The organism is Methylotenera versatilis 301 (genome assembly GCF_000093025.1).
Classification (GTDB): Bacteria; Pseudomonadota; Gammaproteobacteria; order Burkholderiales; family Methylophilaceae; genus Methylotenera; species Methylotenera versatilis.
On sequence record NC_014207.1, the window covers coordinates 1,859,325 to 1,880,813 of the forward strand.

Consider the following 21,489-nt stretch of genomic DNA (forward strand, 5'->3'; position numbering starts at 1 on the left):
AAAAGTATCTAGTGAAGACAAAAATTCTAGCTAAAACCAATTATAAATAGTCCAATTTAATATATACCAATTATAAATAGATCAAAGTGATTTAAAGGGAGTTTTAAGCATGTCAATCGAGTCAGTTCTTCATGAAAACCGCGTATTTGAACCTAGCGCAGATTTTGTAAAAAATGCCAATGTCTCTGGCATGTCAGCCTACAACGCTTTATGCAAAGAGGCAACCGACGATTTCCAAGGCTTTTGGGCGAAATTGGCGCGTGAGCTGTTAGTTTGGAATAAACCCTTCACTAAAACACTTAACGAAGATAACGCCCCGTTTTACAAATGGTTTGAAGATGGTGAACTGAATGTTTCAGCAAACTGCTTAGATAAACACCTGAATACTATTCCTAACAAAGTTGCGATTATTTTTGAAGCCGATGACGGCAGCGTCACTAACGTGACCTTTAAAGAGTTGTATCACCGCGTTTGTCAGTTTGCTAATGGCTTAAAAAAGCTAAACCTCACCGTGGGCGATCGTGTGATTATTTATTTACCAATGGGTATTGATGCCGTAGTGGCAATGCAAGCTTGTGCACGTTTAGGTTTAACACACTCTGTGGTGTTCGGCGGTTTTTCAGCTAAAAGCTTAAATGAACGTATTATTGATGCTGGTGCTGTGGCCGTGATTACTTCTGATGGTCAATTTCGCGGCGGTAAAGCACTGCCACTAAAACCTGCGGTAGATGAAGGCATCGCAATGGGTGGCTGTGAATCAATTAAAAATGTAGTGGTTTTGAAAAAAACTGGTCAAGAGATTACCTGGAATCAAAATGGGAATGCTAACAACATCTGGTGGCACGACTTAATTGCTGGGCAAGCAGACACATGTGAACCAGTCATGTTGAGCGCAGAACATCCTCTATTCTTACTTTACACATCAGGCAGCACAGGCAAACCTAAAGGCGTGCAGCATTCATCTGCCGGTTATCTATTACACGCCATGAACAGCATGCGCTGGACATTCGACGTAAAAGACAATGACGTGTTTTGGTGTACTGCTGACGTAGGTTGGATTACAGGTCATACCTATGTGGCATATGGTCCACTCGCCATGGGCGTGACTCAAGTTGTGTTTGAAGGTATTCCTACTTATCCAGATGCGGGTCGCTTCTGGCAAATGATACAAAAACATAAAGTGTCGATTTTTTACACTGCCCCAACAGCAATTCGCTCACTGATTAAGGCATCTGAAACAACTGCCAGCACGCATCCGAAGAGCTATGATTTAAGCAGCTTGCGCCTGCTTGGTTCGGTAGGCGAGCCTATCAACCCAGAAGCATGGATGTGGTATTACGAAAACGTGGGTGGAGGCCACTGCCCAATTGTTGACACCTTCTGGCAAACTGAAACTGGCGGTCACGTGATTACACCGTTACCTGGCGCGACCTCACTCGTTCCAGGCTCTTGCACACTACCATTCCCAGGTATAGACATTGATGTGGTAGATGAAACAGGTAAAGACGTGCCTTGGGGTACGGGTGGCTTATTAGTCATTAAAAAACCTTGGCCTTCAATGATACGAACCATTTACAACGACCCTGAGCGCTACAAATCTAGCTATTACCCAGTGGACTTGGGCGGCAAAATTTACCTAGCTGGTGATGGTGCAGTTCGCGATGCGAAAACAGGTAACTTCACCATCATGGGTCGTATCGATGACGTATTGAACGTATCTGGCCACCGCTTAGGCACGATGGAAATTGAATCAGCCTTGGTTTCAAACCCATTGGTTGCTGAAGCCGCCGTAGTTGGCAAACCACATGACATTAAAGGCGAGTCAGTTGTGGCCTATGTTGTGTTAAAAGGTCAACGTCCTGAAGGCGAAGAACTGAAAAAAATCGTCGCGCAACTACGTGATTGGGTAGGTAAAGAAATTGGCCCGATTGCTAAACCAGATGAAATTCGTTTTGGTGACAATTTACCGAAAACTCGCTCAGGCAAAATTATGCGTAGGTTGTTACGCAGCTTAGCGAAAGGCGAAGAAATTACTTCAGATATTTCTACACTAGATAACCCGGCGATTTTGGATCAACTGAAAGAAGTGGTGAAATAAAGTATAAAATAGTGCTTTAATCATTAGGCATTAACACTTATGGAAGGCTTGCTAGTATTGATTGCACTCATACTGGCAGCCTTCTTTTTAATGCGCAAATAGAAGTCAAATCACATGCCACCATCCCCACGCCACTGTCTAAGTATTTTAGGATTATTTAGTCTTTTCATTGCACCAGCCTATGCAAGCGATGATTTACAAAAGCACTTGCAAAATGACAAGGAATGGACGCATCCGCGCAAAGATTACGCCAATACAGGCTACAGTGGCTTACATCAAATCCAAGCAAAAAACATTAACAAGCTTAAACTTGCCTGGACTTTTTCTACAGGTGTGAATCGAGGCCATGAAGGTTCGCCGATTGTGTTGGGTAGCACGATGTATCTACATACGGCGTTTCCCAACAACATCTACGCACTAGACTTAAATAATAATCAAAAAATACTGTGGTCATATTTTCCCAAGCAAAATCCGCAAACGCAGGCTTTACTCTGCTGCGATACGGTGAATCGTGGTTTGGGCTATGGCGATGGCAAGATTTTTTTGCAGCAGAATGATGGCATATTAGTTGCGCTAGATGCAAAAACTGGCAAGCTCATTTGGCAAACCAAAGTCAATGATATTAAAACTGGCGCGAGCAACACCAACGCACCACATGTGATGAAAGACAAAGTCATTACAGGCTGTAGTGGTGGTGAATACGGTGTGCGTTGCTTTATTGCCGCATACAATATTAAAGATGGCTCATTAGCTTGGAAAGCCTACAGCACAGGGCCTGATAGCGAAACACTCATCGGCGCAGGCTTTAACGAAGCTAATCCGCACTACTCTGCTCTATCTACTTACCAAGATGTCAATGGCGGCAACAAAGAAGATGGCTCGTTTAAAGCGCTGACAAAAGAACAACTGAAATTCCCAGAGGCCGATCTAGGTGTTAGAACTTGGCTGAAACCGCAAGCGAACCAAGATGGCTGGCAACATGGCGGCGGTCCTGTGTGGGGCTATTTTTCTTATGACCCTAAACTAAATCTACTGTATTACGGTACTGGCAATCCATCGGTTTGGAATGCCGATGTGCGGCCTGGCGATAACAAATGGGCGATGACGATTTTTGCACGTGACCTCGACACAGGCATGGCGAAATGGGGCTACCAAATGACACCGCATGACGAGTGGGATTACGATGGTATTAACGAGGTGATTTTATGGGATGCCAATAATAAAAAATTAGCGACCCACTTTGACCGCAACGGTTTTGGCTATACATTTGACCGCACTAATGGCAGTCTGTTAGTGGTAGCAAAAATGCATCCTTTTGTAAACTGGGCAACTAGTGTAGATTTAAGCACAGGAATCCCGCAAAAAGATCCAAAATATTCAGCACATCAAGACACTACGACTAAAAACGTCTGCCCTGCCGCACTCGGCGTGAAAGATCAACAACCAGCGGCTTATTCGCCAAAAACCAAGTTATTTTATGTGCCGTTGAATCACTTGTGCATGGATTACGATGTAGTTGAAGCTAAATATACGGCAGGTCAACCTTGGGTAGGCGCAGGGTTAACTATGCATCCAGGTCCAGATGGCGTGACTGGTGGTTTTATGGCTTGGAATGGTCTAACTGGTAAAAGCGCATGGTATAACAAAGAGCCCTACTCTATTTGGAGTGGCGCAATGGTCACAGGTGCAGATTTGGTGTTTTACGGGACGTTAGATAGATGGTTTAAGGCAGTGGATGCGAAGTCTGGTAAAAGTCTATGGCAGTTTCAAGTAGGTTCTGGTGTAATTGGCAACCCATTCACGTACTCAAACAAAGGCAAGCAATATGTAGGCGTCATGTCTGGCATTGGCGGCTGGGCGGGCATCGCTATTAACTTAGGTCTCACTGAAGATTCAGATGGAGCTGGCGCCGCAGGCGCTTACCGAGAACTAACCAAATGGAATGCCGCGCCGGGTGGCGGTGCGGTGAGTGCATTCAGTCTTTAGTAAGTTTTAAGATGCCGCTAAATCTTGAGTAATGGGCCGAAGTATCAAGCGCAAGCAGTGGCGTCCAAAATTCTCAACTTCATTAAAAAACAATGCGCAGGCAAAATGCACGCCGCTTAAACCAATCACTTCAAAGCCGTAACCAATGTGTGAAAGAAATCGTAAGTTAGGGTTAATTTTTTCACCCTGCATCAAAGTAGTTTCTGTTAATTGCGGCATGATGGTAGAGATATGCTGCCAAGTAAGTGTGCTTGGGATACAGTCTAATAACTCAGCTGCCGCTTGGTTGCAGTCGAGTATGGTACCGTTATCATAAAGCATTAACACTGCGGTTTCTTGCTCACTACGGCACAAACAGGCATGCTCTCTACCCGCTTTTGAGAAGTCTATATATTCAACTTGAGCTGTGTTGTTCATTGCGTCACCTCAGCCTCAGCCGCTAGCCAATCCTCTAACTCATGACCTGATTCAAACCCTCTTGCCTCCGCTTTATAATAAGCTGATTCAGCCACTAGGCAACGCCTATCTTCACCACTTAGCTCTTTGATGCTGATACTGGATTCTTTTTTAGGTTTAGCTTCACTTTTAGACTTAGTTTTAGATTCAATACCAAACACAGGAATATGGTTTTTTGTAAGCAATTGAGTTACCGTTGAAAGTTCCATAATTCCTCCATTGAATAGTGTAAAAGAGATCGACGGTACAGATCTTTAAGAGAGAGATTCTGCAACCAGTAGTTGCTTGGGGGGTGTACCGTCGATGTGAGCAATTTACAGTAGTAGCTCAAGGGAGTAAATGAGTGCAAACACGTAAGGGCAAACCCTTATATGCGCTCAGATTGATAGACATTGATTCATCTTTTATCGTAGACTGAAATGGTTCGTGTAGCACTTTTAATATAGAGGACATTTGTTGACCCACTTATTTAAAGACTCAGCACTATGAAAGACTCACTTTTAACAAATTTGAGTGTGCAAACACTGTTTGATGCAGCTGCTGATGCGATGTTGCTGGTAGACAATACTGGCCACGTAGTACAAGCCAATGCGGTTGCACTTGAGCTACTAGGCTATACATTTGAGCAAATAATTGGCCTGGAAATTGAGGCTTTAATGCCCAAAAACTATCGTAACCAGCATCACCACCACAGAAACACTTATTCTAAAAATCCTGAAAAACGCCCGATGGGTAAAGGTCGCGATTTAGTCGCGCTGCGCAAGGATGGTAGTGAACTAGCGGTTGATATTAGTCTAAGTCCGATAAACACGGGTGATCAGCAGTTTGTTTTAGCGACATTACACATTGCAGATAAACGCCGAAAGGTGGAAGAAGCCTTAAAAATTAGCGAAGAGCGGCTGCGTTTAGCCAAAGAAGCAGCCGGATTAGGCGTATTTGATTTCGACTATCGCCACAATATTATTCATTGGGACGAACGTATGCGGGATATTTGGGGCGAAGAGTCTGAAGAATCCGTTTCTTATAAAAAATTTGTAGCCGCCATACACCCCGAGGACCGCGCAGCAAGGCAAGCCGTGATTGAGCGCGCCATTGACCCTGCCAGTAATGGCGAATACAGCGTAGATTATCGTGTAAAAAACCCTAATGACGGTGTCGAGCGCTGGATTGCTACCGTAGGACGTATTCACTTTACGAACGGTCATGCAACTCGCCTGCTGGGCGTAGCCAGAGACATTACCGACCAAAAAATGTTGGAAAAAACGCTGCAAGAGCAACGTGCCGAAATGGAAGCACTGTTCAAACAACAAGTGGCTTCACAAACCGTATCAGCCATTGCGCATGAGCTTAACCAACCACTGGCAGCTATTTCTGCCTATAGTGAAGTAGCTTTACATGCCCTCAATAGCAGTACTTTTAACCCCGAAAATCTCAAACATGCGCTTGAGGGTGCGGTCGCGCAGGCACAGCGAGCAGGTAAAAGCCTGCATGAATTGCTGGCTTTTATGCAAAAAGGTGAGCTGGTAACGGAGCGATTTGAGCTGAACCATGTGCTGAAAGAAGCGCTAAATATTGCCAAAGGTGATGGTTACGGTGATTTTAGTCCGTTGCTATCGCTAGAACCCGCAATGCCAGAAGTACTAGGTAATGAAACCCAAGTACGAAAAATATTAGTTAATTTACTAAGAAATGCCGTAGAAGCGATGCGCGGCGCAGGTGTGCCTTCTTCAGCCATCTCGATTACGGTACGTACTAATCAAGAAATTAATATGGCACACGTGACCATACAAGATAGCGGCCCAGGTTTAGATGCCGAAACCGCCAAGCGTATTTTTGAACCATTTTTCACTACAAAGCCAACCGGCATTGGCATGGGGCTTGCCATTAGCCGCGCATTGACTGAGTCCAATGGCGGTCAACTCTGGCTAGAACAAAACAACAAACCTGGCGCTACGTTTCACTTTACGCTACCTTTTGCAACTTTAGCTTTTGCGAGTTGAATGTAATTTATGAATACTGAAGCAACCATTTTCATTATTGACGACGACCCTGCGATACGTGACTCTCTGACGTTGATGGTAGTGCAGGAAGGCTTCACAGTGAGCACTTTTGAGAGCGCTGAAGCTTTTCTTGAACACTTTCAAACTGAGCGTTTCGGCTGCGCCATAGTTGATATTCGCATGAGCGGCATGGATGGCATGCAATTACAAGAGATGCTCACAAAGCATCACTTTCAACTGCCTATTATTTTCCTCACTGGGCATGGCGACATTCCGATGAGCGTACGCGCAATAAGGGCTGGTGCAATCGATTTTTTAACCAAACCTGTCACCCGCGAGAAACTCATGGCATCAGTACGATTAGCACTCATAGAATCTGAAAAAATACTCACCGAGCGCGCCAATCATCAAAACGTGCAATCGCATTTAGCAGAACTTACTGAGCGTGAACGTGATGTGATGGCGCTTGCCGTGCAAGGTCACTCTAATAAAGAAATTGCGAGGCAACTGGGCATTAGCCACCGTACTGTTGAGATTCACAAATCAAAAGTCATGCATAAAACTGGCGCGACTAACCTGCTAGATTTAGCGCGTATTGCCCATGAAGGCGATTTATAAATCAGTCGTCCCATCTCAAAATCTCGATAAGCCAAGCGCCAAAGTAGCTAGCTGTAAGTTAAAAACCTAATTTAAGGTAAAATGTCGTTTTAGCATTTTCAAAGATTAAAGTTCACCATGTCATCGCCCGCAACTCCTTTACAGCTCGAAATCAAACGCCGCCGCACATTTGCCATTATTTCGCATCCAGATGCGGGTAAAACCACGCTGACTGAAAAGCTTCTATGGTTCGGTGGCGCGATTCAAGTAGCTGGTGAAGTGCGTGGCCGCAAAGCTTCGCGCCATGCGACGTCTGACTGGATGGAGCTTGAGAAACAACGTGGCATTTCGGTGACTTCATCTGTGATGCAATTCCCTTACCGCGAGCACATGGTAAATTTGCTAGACACGCCAGGCCATGATGACTTCTCGGAAGATACTTATAGAACACTCACAGCGGTCGACTCTGCCGTCATGGTGATTGATGCAGTCAACGGCGTGGAAACGCAAACCATCAAGCTACTGAATGTTTGTCGCATGCGCGATACGCCAATCATTACTTTCATTAACAAGCTAGACCGCGAAAGCCGCGAGCCAATTGAGTTGTTAGATGAAATTGAAACTACGCTAGGTATGGAATGTGCGCCTATGACTTGGCCAATCGGTATGGGTAAAGGCTTTAGAGGTGTTTACAACTTGTATACCGACACCATTTCGTTTTTTGACCCGCGCGCAGAAAAAGGCACCTCAGAAGTCATTCAAGGTCTTGATAACCCCCGTTTAGATGAGGTACTAGGTCACGTAGCTGGTGAATTGCGTATCGACGTAGAACTAGTACGCGGCGCATCGCATACCTTTGATGCAGAACGCTATTTAAGTGGCAAGCAAACGCCAGTGTATTTTGGTTCTGCAATCAACAACTTTGGTGTGCAATCTTTACTGGACGCGGTGGTTGACCTTTCCCCAGCTCCGCTCGCACGCAATACCGCTACCCGCCCAGTACCACCAGACGAAAATAAATTCTCAGGTTTTGTGTTCAAAATTCAAGCAAATATGGATCCGAAACACCGTGACCGCATTGCCTTCTTGCGCGTTTGTTCAGGCCGCTTTGAACGTGGCATGAAAATCAAGCAAGTCAGCACCAATAAACAAATCGCCGTCAACAACGCCATTACCTTTATGGCGCAAGACCGCACAACGATGGACGAAGCTTATTCTGGCGACATTATCGGCATCCCCAACCACGGTACGATTAAAGTAGGCGATACGTTTAGTGAAGGCGAAAATCTAAAATATACAGGTATTCCCTCATTTGCACCTGAGTTCTTCCGCCGTGCGCGCATTAAAAATCCGATGAAAATGAAGCAACTACAAATCGGCCTAAAACAATTGGCAGAAGAAGGCGCAGCGCAGCTATTCCGCCCACTTTTGAGTAATGACTTGATTTTAGGCGCAGTCGGCATGCTGCAATTTGAAGTCGTTTCGCACCGCTTAGAACACGAGTACAGTGTGGACATGGTATTTGAACCATACGATTGCTACACCGCACGCTGGTTACGCGGCAAAGATGCAGACTTAAAAGCTATTGCCGATAAATACGGCTTTAACGTAGCGCTAGATGGTGCAGACGAATACGTTTACCTAGCGCCAAATCGCGTGAACTTGCAAATGGCACAAGAGCGGTATCCTGATATCGAGTTTTTAGAAACACGTGAGCTCAATTAATTCAGTAACACTCTGCCCCTGCGAAAGCGGCAAGCCTTATCAGGCTTGCTGTGAGCTGCTCCACAAAGGTTTGGTAGCACCAAGCGCAGAAATGCTTATGCGTTCTCGCTACACGGCGTTTGTATTGCAGTTAGAAGATTACCTACTCGGTACTTGGCACCCTGAAACCCGCCCTAACTCACTTGGTTTAGCCGAAGATACCCCGACTAAGTGGCTTGGTTTACAAATCAAGCGCGCTGAAAATACGAGCGAAACGACTGCCGTCGTAGAGTTTGTTGCACGTTACAAAATTGCAGGGAAAGCAAAAAAACTGCATGAAATCAGCCAGTTTGAACGTATAGATGGGCGCTGGTATTACTTATCTGGCGAGTTCAACAATTGAACCTACAAAACATCCAATGGACTATGGGATTCCAACTCTGTAAAACCCCTAATCTCGAAGGGCATAGCAAAGCCCAAAGGTAACCGAGGGCATTCAAACGTGTACGACTTTAATACATTACCTGCCGAAAAATAGTTTATTTGCTAACCTGTCAATCAAGCTGAACGCCTGACAGTACCCTTATGTAAATCGTTAGTAGGTCAAGCTTATCGCAACTACATACTCATCAAAAAAGTCTACATTTAAGCTAACTAACAGGCAGCTTGATTGCCACACTTAAGCCGCCAGTAGTGATATTGCTTGCGGCAATTGTACCGCCATGCGCCTCTACTATCTGCTTGGCGATGGCTAAGCCTACGCCGTGTCCATCTGTTTGATGGGTATTACTGCCTCTAAAGAACGCTTGAAATATGATGTCCAGTTCGTCTTCTGCCACGCCTGCGCCTTGGTCGTTCACTTCAATTTTGATGAATGCATTGTCAACACTGGTTTTAATTGAAACATGTGATTGACTGGCACTATATTTAAGCGCGTTGCGCACTACATTATCTATGGCGCGGTGCAGTAAATCTTGTTGTCCGAGTAAGCTGAGTGAGTTATCAGGTGTTTCAACTTGCGGAACATAGTCAATCGTGATTTTTCTTGCTTCACCTTCAAAACATGCATCTTCTAAAACGGTAATAAGCAACTCGTTTAAATTGACACGCTCTTTTTCTAGCCTAATCACGCCTGATTCTAAGCGAGAAAGTGCTAACAACTCACCCACTAAATCATCCATTCTTACAGATTCACGCTCTATACGCATGAGTGAGGATTCCAGTTTATCTGGTTGCTGACGCGCCAAACCCACAGCGATTTGCAAGCGCGCCAATGGGGAACGTAACTCATGTGACACTTGATGCAGCAAGCGCGTTTGGCTTTGCAGCAACGCGCCGAGTCGAACTGCCATCACATCGAAGGCATTACCCAAATCAATCAGTTCATCTCGGCGCTTACCCATAGATTCGCCAATTCTCACATCAAGATTGCCATTCGCTGCGCTGGCAAACGCTTGCCGCAATTGTTTAATAGGTTTTGAAAAATACCAAGCCAAAATTGCTGCAAAAATAAAACTGGCAAGTGCGCCAACCAATATGGGCATCAGCGGAAACCACCGTTTATGTTTGGGTTTAAATGGTTTATAAAGCACCGGCGGTGCCATAGCTTTATTCTGAGATTGCATTTGAACTTCATGCTCACGTTGCAGCTCTTCTCGCTCATGCACAATAGAAACGGCTATACCAACACCAATGACTGAAGTTAATTGTGCTAAAAAGAAGAAAATAAAAAACTTCCAATACAAACGACCCATTTGATGTCCTTAATTTGTGTGCGTTTGTAGCATTAGCTTTTAAGCAATTGATAGCCAGACCGAAATACGGTTTGTATGCAATGTCGCCCATCAGGTAATAGCCCCAGTTTGTGGCGTATGCTACTTAAATGCACGTCTATGCTGCGGTCGAATCTAGCTAGCGGGCGCCCTAGTGCTTGTTGCGACAAGTCTTGCTTAGAAACAATTTGTCCTGCATTTTTAGCTAAAATTTCTAATAAGCTGTACTCAGTACTAGTGAGTATCACGGGTTGACTATCCCATTCGACAAGGCGCTGCGCAGGCCAGATGCAGAGCGCACCGACTGTGATTTGAGTATTTGCATTGATTGTTTCAAGCGGTTGCACTCGCCTTAAAATAGCACGAATACGCGCGACCAACTCACGTGGGCTGCTTGGTTTGGGTACATAATCATCCGCACCAAGCTCTAAACCTACAATGCGATCAGTATTATCGCCTTTGGCTGTAAGCATAATTACCGGCACATTGCTATGCTGGCGGATGGCTTTTAGCGTTTCTATGCCGTTCAACCGTGGCATCATCACATCTAACACCACAATATCGAATGGTTGCTCTAGCAGCATTTGTGCACCGGCAATACCATCGTGTGCGACTTGCACACTAAAGTTCTCTTGCTCAATATATTCTTTGAGCATTTCAACCAACTCAACATCGTCATCTATCAGCAATACTGTTTGCATGTGTCGCTTCTACCTAATCAATTCAAATTTATCTATTTAAAATCAATCTAATCTTAACCATTATTGATAATCATCATAACCAGCCGTTGCGCTTGCCACAATCCTAGATTGCAGACTTTACTCAGATTTACATGCACTTAACGCCCTTTAACATTGCCTGAATGCAGAATGGCATCGTCTTAAACACGTATGAAAAGTGACCATCACCGCTTGTACAACTTAAGCAGCTTTTAATTAAAGTTAATAATACAAAGGATTTATCATGAGCACCCCATACAGATTTAAACAAACGTTTTCATTTAAACACCCGTTTTCATTTAAAAAAGTGTTGCTTGCGTCATTTTTAGCAGTGTCATTACCTGCTGCAAGCCTTGCTCACGCAGAACATGATGGTGATAAAGGCCCGCGTTGTGAGCGTGGAGACAAGTCACATCATGGCATGCATGAAGGCAAACCTCCTTATTTACGCGGCTTGGATTTAACTAGTGCACAAGAAGATCAGTTGTTTAACTTAAACTATGCACAGATTCCAGTGATACGTGATCAGCATAAACAACATCAACAATTGATGGAAGAGTTGCGTGCAACGGCACAAGCTGAAAAATTTGATGATGCAAAAGTGCAGCAACTTTCAGACAAAGCCGCTAAATTAGAAAAAGAAAAAGTGCTCACGTGGGCGCGTCACGGTGCGCAAGTATTTGCGCTATTAACGCCTGAGCAACGTAAAAAAGCACGTGAATTTAAAATGGAAGAGCACGGTTTTGGTCATGGCGATGAGCGTAGAGATAATGACGACAAGCGTCCTACTCGCTTTAAACAGCATGAGCGCCCAATTGAAAATCGTAGTATGTAATTGCAATATAATATTAAGTGTTTGCTCATAAAAAACGCCTACTGAGATTCTCAATAGGCGTTTTTTTATTTTACAAATTTAATAAACTTAAACGTTCTCGAAAGCCTCACACAATTGGCTTAATAGCTGACCGAATAATGGAATCACGTCTTCTTTATCATGCGGGCTTTCATCATCGGTACCAGCGATGACAAAAGCTACGGTTAATTTATCTAAGTTCTCTCTAAACTCAAACCAATGATCAACCTCAGCATCACCAATCAATTTAAATTTCTGTAAACCTGACTCTATGATTTCGATTAACTCTGCATCTGGCAAGCCAGCGAACAGTGTTTTTGCGATAGTGATTTGCGCAGTTTGAAAGTTTGGTGAAATATCTTCTCGCGCTAATGGTGTAGTGAAAAACGCATAAGCCAATAAGGCATAAGCTTGATACACACTCAACATATCAAAGTTGTCAGTGCGCTCAGCCAGCGGTGAACGCTCTGCTGCTTGAATCGCCTTAAAGGTGACATAACAGCTTAAATAATCGGCAGAAACCAGTGCATCGTAGTCGTTCAAATCTATATTTGGCTTGGCCTCATCGTCACGTAATGTTTCAGTAAGGCACAATGCGTGCATGAGTTTGATACGTTTTGAGTATTGCATTTCCATATTAAACCTTATTCGTTTTAATGATGATTAATCTAATGCAGGTATTGCTTCTAAAAGCTCATGCAATTCTAGCCAACGCTCTTCAGCCACTTCGATTTGGTTAGCTAGCTCCGCTTGTTTCTTTAATAATTGCTGTAATTCAGTCTTATCTGCAGCACTGTAAAGTTCGCTGTCATTCAAGCGGTCATCGCACGTTTTTTTCTCAGCTTGCCATTTGGCAATATTCAGCTCTAGTTGTTCAACCTCTTTCACTAGCGGCCTACGTTCTACGATTCTGGCTTGGCGTTCGGCTTTATTGGCAGCGCGGTCATTCTTATTAGACTTCTCTGCCGAGGACAGGCTTTCCGCTACAGCTTGCGTTGCTTGTTTTTCTTTTAAACGCTGCTCGTTTAGCCACTGACTATAGCCTTCCAAATCGCTATCAAATGGCTCGGCTTTCCCGTCGGCTACTAAGATAAATTCATCGCAAGTGGCGCGCAGTAAGGCTCTATCATGCGAAACCAAGATGACGCCACCTTGGTAATCTTGTAACGCCAGCGTTAAAGCATGGCGCATTTCAAGGTCTAAATGGTTGGTTGGCTCATCTAGCAATAGCAAATTAGGTCGCGTCCAAATAAGCAAAGCAAGCGCCAAACGTGATTTCTCCCCGCCTGAAAAATTTGCACATGGCGAACGCGCCATATCACCTTTAAAATCAAAGCCGCCAAGATAATTCATATGCTCTTGCTCGCGCGTGAGCGGGTCTAGCTTCATCATGTGCTGAAGTGGCGACTCATCTGGGCGCAATTGCTCTAACTGATGTTGCGCAAAGTAGCCTATATTTAAATCCTTGCCTTCAACACGCTTGCCGCTTAAAGGCTGCAACTCATTGGCGAGTAATTTAATCAGTGTAGTTTTACCAGCACCATTGCGCCCCAATAAACCCAAACGCTCACCGGGTCTAATTGCTAAAACAATATTCTTAATAAGGGCAACATTGTTATAGCCGACAGACATTTCGTCTAATACCAACAATGGATCTGGTGCGGCAACTGGCGCTCTGAATTCAAAATTAAATTGTGAATCCACGTGCGCAGCGGAAATCATTTCCATGCGCTCTAACGCTTTAATGCGGCTTTGCGCCTGACGTGCTTTTGTGGCCTGCACACGAAAGCGATCAATATAGCTTTGTAAATGCGAGACTTTGCGTTGTTGCTTTTCAAACATTGCTTGTTGCAAGGCCAGTTTTTCGGCACGTTGGCGTTCAAAGTCGGAGTAACCACCGCGATACAAAGTCAGCGTTTGCTGCTCGATGTGCGCAATGTGATTCACAATCGCGTCCAAAAAATCTCTATCGTGCGAAATCAACAACAGCGTACCGCGATAGCTTTGCAACCAGCCTTCTAGCCAAATCACCGCGTCTAAGTCTAAGTGATTGGTCGGCTCATCTAACAGTAGCAGGTCTGAGCGGCACATAAGCGCCCGGGCTAAGTTTAAACGCACACGCCAACCGCCAGAGAAGGTAGAAACCGCTTGCTGTAAATTTGCCTGACTAAAGCCTAGTCCGCTCAACAGTTCGGCGGCACGCGCCTTTGCACTGTAACCATCAATATCCATCAATCGATGATGCAGTTCGGCAATCAATTCACCTTTATGATTCGCTTCCGCATCCGCTAGCGCTGCTTCAATATTGCGCAACTCAGCATCACCATCCAATACAAACTCAATAGCTGGCATCGCTAATGCTGGCGTTTCTTGTGCCACATGCGCGACCACCCAACTGGAAGGCATTTCTAAATCGCCAGATTCCAATTGCATTTCACCGCGTAACAAGGCAAATAGTGACGACTTTCCAGCGCCGTTTGCACCTGTTAAGCCAACCTTATGGCCAGGATGAAGCTGCAAAGAGGCTGCCTGAATGAGGATTTTTAAGCCGCGAACTAGCGTAAGTTGTTTGAATTGAATCAAGTGAGGACCAATATTAAATCAAGTAGTAAATCAAGGTTAAATAAAGTATTGGTCAACTAGATTTGACCAAAAACGCTATTCTAATTTATTACTACGATAGTCTTAAGAAATCTTTAATAAAATATCTTTAAGATTTGCATAACTTTACTAATATTTTCCGACATGGCTTTATATCTAATCGTCTGTAGACGTCGATATTGAAGTAAAATGACGTCAATTGAAACGGTTTCAAATTTACAAGATTTAAATGAATCACCACCCATTCTAAAAATAATAAAAAGATAAAGTAAACCCACTAAAATATGGTAAAAAAATCACTACTCAAGCTTTATCGCATCGCGCTTTTGCTTGCAACCATCATCATTGTCATTTTTTTGATGGCAGCACTCGTCATTCAATTTTATGTGTTCCCAAGTATTAATCAATACAAAGACAAAATCGCTAACTACGCAACGCAGGCGGCACATCAAAAAGTTGTCATCGGCAATATTAAAGCAGGCTGGCAAGGAATTAACCCACATTTATCATTATCAAACATTGATCTTTACGACACGGAGAATCGCCCTGCCTTAGCACTTAAAAATACGGATATATCGTTCTCATGGTTAAGCATTCCATTGCTAGAACCACATTTAGCCAATTTCACTATTCGCTCACCTGAGTTAACCATACGCCGCAACTTAAACGGTGATATTTTTGTTGCAGGCATTAGCATGCAGGGGCAATCAAAGCCAGATTTACCAAATTGGCTATTGAGACAATCCCAGCTTGATGTGCTAAATGCTAAAGTGGTGTGGTTAGATGAAATGCGTGGCGCGCCTGCATTGAGTTTAGAAAAACTTAACCTACAAGTGGTGAGTCCGCCGTGGAAAAGTTTTATCAAAAACCATAGAATTACGCTAAGCACCCTCGTTTCTGCTGGCACTAGTGAGCCGATAATGATTAACGCAAATGTTTACGGTAACGACATTAGTCGTTTATCTGAATGGCACGGCAGTATAGAAACAAAGTTAAAAAATGCCAACGTGGTTGCCTTCAAACCATGGTTTGATTATTCACCCATCACGCAACCTATTGACTTGCAATCTGGCGTAGGTAGTACAGACACTACCATTGAGTTTGCTAAGAGTCAGGTGCAGTCTGTCACAAGCAACGTAGCGTTAGACAATGTTCAGTTACTCCTCAAGGCCAACACTGAGCCACTGATATTAAACAAGTTAGTGGGCGAACTTGACTGGAAAAGTTCGGCGACAGAGCAATCATTTAACGTAAGCCACTTAACACTCAATACTAGCAATGGTTTGACCTTGAAAGATGCTGCTGGTGGTTATGCTAAAACGCAGCAAGGTAATGAAAAGTTTAATCTCAAACTTACACATATAGACTTGGCATTTATCAAAGCCTACCTAGTGCAACTGCCATTGCCTGCAGACATAGCGCAAAAAATTAATAGCTTATCGCCCACTGGCAAGCTCGATAATTTGCTGCTTAGCTGGGAAGGCAAACAATCTCTTACTAAAAAATACCAATTCAACGCGAAGTTTAACGATCTAGGCATACTTGCTTATGAAAAAATCCCTGGTTTTAACAATCTGACAGGGGAAATTAAGGCTAATCAAAACTCTGGAAAAGTCTCACTGAATACACAAAATGCCAAATTAGATTTTAAAGACGTTTTACGCTGGCCTATTCCTGTAGATAAGCTGTCGGGAGACATTAGCTGGAGTATTAACGATAAAGAAACCACCATCAAAGCGAGTCAGCTAAATATTAGTAGCCAACATTTGGCTGGCATACTCAACGCCGAGTATTTAATGGATGGCAACAAAGGTGGTTATCTTGATTTGACTGGTAAATTTGGCAAAGGTAACGCGAAATATGCCTCATTTTACTACCCAACTATTCTCGGCAAAGACACCTTACATTGGTTGGACACTTCTATTTTGTCTGGGCGTGCCGATGACATCAACCTGACGGTAAAAGGTCGATTGGCTGACTTCCCATTTGTAGACAGCAAGAATAATTTGAATGCTAAATTAGGCTTATTTAGAGTGACCGCCAAAGTCAGCAATAGTACGCTGGAATATGGCACTGATTGGCCTGTGATAGAGGGCTTAGGCCTTGATTTGCTGTTTGAAGGTAAGCGCATGGAGCTGAATGCAAATGCTGGCCATATATTTGGTAATCAAATCGTTAAGAGCAAAACCGTGATTGCACAATTGGATGCTGACTCACCAATACTCAGCATTGAAAGTGAGCTTAAAGGACCTACGGCTGAAGCCATTAAATTTGTCAATAAAAGTCCAGTTTCAACAGTGACACTAGGGTTTACTGACGACTTAAAAACCAGCGGTCAAGGTAAGCTCAATTTAGGCTTAAAAATTCCTTTGCAAGATTTAGACTCTGCGCAATACAAAGGTTTGTACCAAATTATCAATGGCAGTATGGATAGCGCAAGCATCCCTACCCTCACTAACATTAATGGTGCGTTGGCATTTACAGAAAGCAGCCTATCAGCCAAAAATATCAATGCGAATGCCTTCAGCTCGCCAGTAATTGTGAATATTGACTCTGGTAAAGATAAAATCGTACACGTCACAGCCAAAGGCAGATTGAATGATGAAGCCATCAAACAAGCGCTGCTGGAGCAAGATCCTGTTAATCGTTCTTGGGTAAAAGGTGCAAATTATATTTCTGGCAGTACAGACTGGGTAAGTGACATCACGATTCAAAAACCAGTGGTCACTATCAACGTACGTTCAGATCTAGTTGGTATCACATCGCGCTTGCCTGCGCCGTTCAACAAAGCAGCGAATGAGCGCTGGAATATGCGTCTTGATAAAAAGCAGGATGCCACCACAGATACCATTACGATAAATCTGGCTAATAAACTGGCTGCAAAAATTGTCCGTACGGGTAGCAGTGAGAACCTACAGATTGATCGTGGCAGCATTAGGCTCAATGCTAATGCGACAACTAACGCTATCAATAACAATGATTTAACAAGCAGCGTAGATCTAGGTAATGTTAAAGGGCTGCAAGTTTACGGTAACCTCGATTATCTTGATGCTGACGCGTGGCGTAATGTCATGCTGGATTTTTCTGGGTCATCAAAACAAAGCCCTGCATTACCAATACAGAAATTAGCCATAAAAATAAATACATTAGATATATTCGATAGGCGCATCAATCAATTAAAGATATCCAATAACGCGGATAAAGATGGGCTACATGCAAATATTCAAAGTAAAGAAATTTCTGGCGACTTGCAATGGATTAGTCAAAACAACGGAAAACTTATTGCTCGCCTGACTAATTTAACCATACCAGAACCTGCGCCAAATCGAACCAAAACCAAAGAGGTCGTAGCAAAAGAATTCTTTAAACTAGAACAGGACTACCCATCGCTGGATATTACTGCTGACAACTTTGAATTCAACAAGAAGAACTTTGGCGCTTTAGAGTTAATCGCTTATCCGCAAAAAGATAATTGGAATATTCAAAAACTCAAACTCAGCACACCTGATGGCCAAATCAGTGCCGAAGGCCAGTGGAATAACTGGGTTAGAAGTCCTAACACTTTCCTTTCTATCACATGGGATATTAAGAACTTAGGTAAAACGCTCAGAAATATGGGATATCCAGATACCATTAAAGGTGGTGATGGGACGCTCACTGGACAGCTACATTGGCCAGGCAGCCCACATGAGTTCAATCCAGCGGGCATGAACGGTAACTTTCAGCTTAGCCTGAATAAAGGGCAAATTTTAAAAGTACAACCTGGTGTTGGCCGATTGCTAGGCCTACTCAGCTTGCAAAGCTTACCCCGCCGCTTGACCTTGGACTTTAGAGATTTATTTAGTAATGGCTTTGCTTTTGATAAAATAGACGCCACAGTTAAAGTCAACAAAGGCGTAATGCATAGTGATAATTTCGTCATGTCGGGTCCAGCAGCGGACGTGAATATTAAAGGTGAAACTAACTTGCAAAAAGAGACTCAACATTTAACGGTCAAAGTTTTGCCTCATGTGAGTGATAGCATCTCGCTTGCAGCGCTAGCAGGTGGGCCTTTAGCTGGTGCTGTTGCTTTTTTAGCACAAAAAATATTAAAGGATCCACTGAATAAAATTGCTTCGAGTGAGTATGAGATTATTGGTACGTGGGATAACCCACAAGAAGTGAAGTCGGGTGAAGCGAAAGAAGCTAAACCAGAGTCGAGCACCAATTCACTTCTCAATCAGTCAAATTAACTAGAAATCGTATCAACTTACAATCACAACTTAACAATCGCATTAATAAAAAACGTTTGGATTAATTATGGCTATTACCTCGCGCTTAAGAACCACCAAGGCAAAACCAAGCAGCTTGAATGCTGACAGCAACATCATCAAGATTGCCGCCATTCAAATGGCGTCAGGCCCTCAAGTTTCTGCCAACTTGAATGAAGCAGAGCGCTTGATTGAAGTTGCGGCGAATCAAGGTGCGAAGTTGGTTGCGCTGCCAGAGTATTTCGCCATTATGGGCCTTAAAGAAACCGACAAAGTTGCAGTGCGAGAAGAAGAAGGCAAAGGTCCAATTCAAGCATTTTTAAGCAAAATGGCTAAAAAGCATAAAATTTGGTTAGTTGGCGGCTCAGTTCCACTCTCCAGCAATTTTCCTAATAAAGTTCGCAATAGCTGCTTGGTATATGACGACAAAGGTAAGCAGGTTGCACGCTACGATAAAATTCATTTGTTTGGTTTAGACTTAGGTAATGAACATTATCACGAAGAAAAAACCATAGAATCAGGTAATGAGATTCAAGTTGTTGATACACCATTTGGTAAAATTGGCTTATCAATATGCTATGACTTGCGCTTTCCTGAACTTTACCGCGCCATGGGTGAAGTCAATATGATTATTGTGCCAGCGGCGTTCACTGACACAACAGGTAGAGCGCATTGGGAAACCTTGATTCGTGCGCGCGCTATCGAAAACCTCTGTTATGTAGTAGCGCCAGCGCAAGGTGGTTATCATTTATCAGGGCGCGAAACACATGGTAACAGTATGATTGTGGATCCATGGGGCGTTATTTTAGACAGACTACCTCGTGGCTCTGGCGTTGTAATTGCTACGATGAACCCGCAATACCAGGCCAGCTTGAGAAAAAGTTTACCTGCACTTAAACACCGTACTATTAAGTAAATCTTGTAAGTAAATAGAACGTAACCTAATACAATCGGAATCACCATTGATGACCACAAAAGTCGACACATTATCAAATTCGCCTAAAATATTAGGCTCGCATTTTGACCTAGCTACCGAGTCTTTACTTGCGCCAGCTAGCTTAGATATTGCGAAGCTGCAAAATGTTTTAGGCGATATGATGTCGCACAAAATTGACTACGCTGACCTGTATTTTCAATACAGCCGCGCTGAGAGTTGGGGACTAGAAGAAGGCCAAGTTAAATCTGGCAACTTTTCTATCGACCAAGGTGTAGGCGTGCGCGCAGTCAGCGGTGAAAAAACCGCTTTTGCCTACTCAGACGACATTACTTTAAGTGCGCTACAAGAAGCGGCTAGAGCCACTAAAGCGATTGCTAGCCTTGGTAGTGAACAAACGGCCAACTCAGTGATTAAACGCCAAGCATCGCAACTCTACCTTCCACAAGATCCGATTGCATCGCTTTCAGCCGATGCAAAAGTGAAATTATTAGAACGTTTAGAGGCTATCGCAAGAAGCTTAGACTCTCGCATTTCACAGGTGACAGCATCCATTGCTGGCGAATATGAAGTGGTCATGGTCGCACGCCACGATGGCGTAATGGCAGCTGATGTACGCCCTCTTGTGCGCCTTTCCATCAATGTAATTGCTGAGAGCAATGGTCGCCGTGAGCAAGGCTCTAGCGGTGGTGGCGGTCGCTTTGACTATAGTTATTTTACTGATGCGATTCTACAAGAATATGCGCAAAAAGCCGTGCATCAAGCCATTGTAAACTTGGATGCACGCCCTGCCCCAGCCGGCAGCATGACGGTAGTGTTAGGCGCAGGCTGGCCTGGCATTTTGCTACACGAAGCCATAGGCCACGGTTTAGAAGGCGACTTCAACCGCAAAGGCAGCTCGGCTTTTTCAAACATGATAGGCCAGCAAGTCGCTGCTAAAGGCATTACCATTGTGGATGATGGTACGATACAAAATAGACGCGGCTCACTCAGCATGGATGACGAAGGCAACCAAACCAATAGAACGGTATTGATTGAAGATGGCATTTTGCGCGGCTATATACAAGACACTTTAAATGCACGTTTAATGAATATGCCTGTGACTGGCAACGCGCGCCGTGAGAGTTACGCACATATCCCCATGCCTCGCATGACCAACACCTATATGTTAAACGGTACATTACCACCAGAAGAGATCATCAAATCAGTCAAAAAAGGCTTATATGCAGCTAACTTTGGCGGCGGTCAAGTTGACATCACCAGCGGTAAATTCGTATTCAGCGCAGCGGAAGCCTATATGATTGAAGACGGTAAAATCACTTATCCAGTGAAAGGCGCTACTTTGATTGGAAATGGTCCAGAAGTGTTAAAACGTGTCTCTATGATAGGTAATGACATGTCTTTAGACAGTGGCGTCGGCACCTGTGGCAAAGAAGGTCAAAGCGTACCGGTGGGTGTAGGTCAACCTACCCTTAAAATTGATGCACTAACTGTGGGCGGAACAGCATAAACGCTAGGA

16 protein-coding genes are annotated in these 21,489 nt (G+C 43.9%); 10 read left to right on the top strand and 6 right to left on the bottom strand.

Features of this window, described 5'->3' with window-relative positions; genetic code table 11:
• The first annotated feature begins 109 nt into the window (after positions 1-109).
• Positions 110-2,098 carry an acetate--CoA ligase gene (gene acs / locus M301_RS08455; RefSeq protein ID WP_013148350.1) on the top strand — a complete coding sequence of 663 codons (1,989 nt, stop codon included), beginning with the start codon at positions 110-112 and terminating at the stop codon, positions 2,096-2,098.
• A 114-nt stretch (positions 2,099-2,212) separates the two neighbouring features.
• Complete coding sequence (locus M301_RS08460) at positions 2,213-4,084, top strand: methanol/ethanol family PQQ-dependent dehydrogenase (protein WP_013148351.1); 1,872 nt, start codon at positions 2,213-2,215, stop codon at positions 4,082-4,084.
• A 6-nt stretch (positions 4,085-4,090) separates the two neighbouring features.
• Here M301_RS08460 and M301_RS08465 read toward each other — a convergent pair whose 3' ends face one another.
• Positions 4,091-4,501, bottom strand: coding sequence for a nitrogen regulation protein NR(II) (locus tag M301_RS08465; protein ID WP_013148352.1), 411 nt, complete (start codon positions 4,499-4,501; stop codon positions 4,091-4,093).
• On the bottom strand, positions 4,498-4,749 hold the full coding sequence (locus M301_RS08470; protein ID WP_013148353.1) for a DUF2934 domain-containing protein: 252 nt from the start codon (positions 4,747-4,749) through the stop codon (positions 4,498-4,500). Before M301_RS08470 ends, M301_RS08465 begins: the two co-directional genes overlap by 4 nt.
• A gap of 276 nt (positions 4,750-5,025) precedes the next feature.
• Here M301_RS08470 and M301_RS08475 point away from each other — a divergent pair, with 276 nt between their 5' ends.
• The 4 genes from M301_RS08475 to M301_RS08490 all read left to right on the top strand — a co-directional run bounded on the left by M301_RS08475 (position 5,026) and on the right by M301_RS08490 (position 9,244).
• Positions 5,026-6,540, top strand: a complete 1,515-nt coding sequence (locus tag M301_RS08475; RefSeq protein ID WP_013148354.1) for a PAS domain-containing sensor histidine kinase — start codon at positions 5,026-5,028, stop codon at positions 6,538-6,540.
• A gap of 9 nt (positions 6,541-6,549) precedes the next feature.
• Entirely contained in the window at positions 6,550-7,158 is a 609-nt protein-coding gene (locus M301_RS08480) for a response regulator transcription factor (protein ID WP_013148355.1), read from the top strand.
• Between the two features lie 117 nt (positions 7,159-7,275).
• Positions 7,276-8,862, top strand: coding sequence for a peptide chain release factor 3 (locus tag M301_RS08485; RefSeq protein ID WP_013148356.1), 1,587 nt, complete (start codon positions 7,276-7,278; stop codon positions 8,860-8,862).
• A complete protein-coding gene (locus M301_RS08490; RefSeq protein WP_013148357.1) occupies positions 8,849-9,244 on the top strand; it encodes a YchJ family protein in 396 nt (131 codons plus the stop codon). The genes M301_RS08485 and M301_RS08490 overlap by 14 nt, the downstream gene beginning before the upstream one ends.
• Before the next feature lie 247 nt (positions 9,245-9,491).
• Here M301_RS08490 and M301_RS08495 read toward each other — a convergent pair whose 3' ends face one another.
• Together M301_RS08495 and M301_RS08500 are read right to left on the bottom strand one after the other, a co-directional pair.
• The gene (locus tag M301_RS08495) at positions 9,492-10,595 is read right to left on the bottom strand and encodes a HAMP domain-containing sensor histidine kinase (RefSeq protein WP_013148358.1); all 1,104 of its coding nucleotides are present in this window, start codon (positions 10,593-10,595) and stop codon (positions 9,492-9,494) included.
• Positions 10,596-10,627: 32 nt separating this feature from the next.
• Entirely contained in the window at positions 10,628-11,314 is a 687-nt protein-coding gene (locus M301_RS08500; RefSeq protein WP_013148359.1) for a response regulator transcription factor, read from the bottom strand.
• A gap of 262 nt (positions 11,315-11,576) precedes the next feature.
• Between M301_RS08500 and M301_RS08505 the strand changes: the two genes are divergently transcribed.
• Positions 11,577-12,167, top strand: coding sequence for a Spy/CpxP family protein refolding chaperone (locus tag M301_RS08505; RefSeq protein WP_013148360.1), 591 nt, complete (start codon positions 11,577-11,579; stop codon positions 12,165-12,167).
• A gap of 87 nt (positions 12,168-12,254) precedes the next feature.
• On the opposite strand, the gene M301_RS08510 is transcribed toward M301_RS08505, so the two are convergent.
• Positions 12,255-12,821, bottom strand: coding sequence for a hypothetical protein (locus tag M301_RS08510; RefSeq protein ID WP_013148361.1), 567 nt, complete (start codon positions 12,819-12,821; stop codon positions 12,255-12,257).
• Positions 12,822-12,848: 27 nt separating this feature from the next.
• Positions 12,849-14,768 (bottom strand): ATP-binding cassette domain-containing protein, encoded by a 1,920-nt coding sequence (locus M301_RS08515; protein ID WP_013148362.1) that lies wholly within the window; start codon positions 14,766-14,768, stop codon positions 12,849-12,851.
• Between the two features lie 302 nt (positions 14,769-15,070).
• Here M301_RS08515 and M301_RS08520 point away from each other — a divergent pair, with 302 nt between their 5' ends.
• The 3 genes from M301_RS08520 (at position 15,071) to tldD (ending at position 21,480) form a co-directional block, all read left to right on the top strand.
• Positions 15,071-19,018: a YhdP family protein gene (locus tag M301_RS08520; protein ID WP_013148363.1), complete on the top strand. Its 3,948-nt coding sequence runs from the start codon at positions 15,071-15,073 to the stop codon at positions 19,016-19,018.
• Positions 19,019-19,085: 67 nt separating this feature from the next.
• A complete protein-coding gene (locus tag M301_RS08525; protein ID WP_013148364.1) occupies positions 19,086-19,952 on the top strand; it encodes a carbon-nitrogen hydrolase family protein in 867 nt (288 codons plus the stop codon).
• A gap of 49 nt (positions 19,953-20,001) precedes the next feature.
• The gene (tldD, locus tag M301_RS08530) at positions 20,002-21,480 is read left to right on the top strand and encodes a metalloprotease TldD (RefSeq protein WP_013148365.1); all 1,479 of its coding nucleotides are present in this window, start codon (positions 20,002-20,004) and stop codon (positions 21,478-21,480) included.
• The last annotated feature ends 9 nt before the right edge of the window (positions 21,481-21,489 follow it).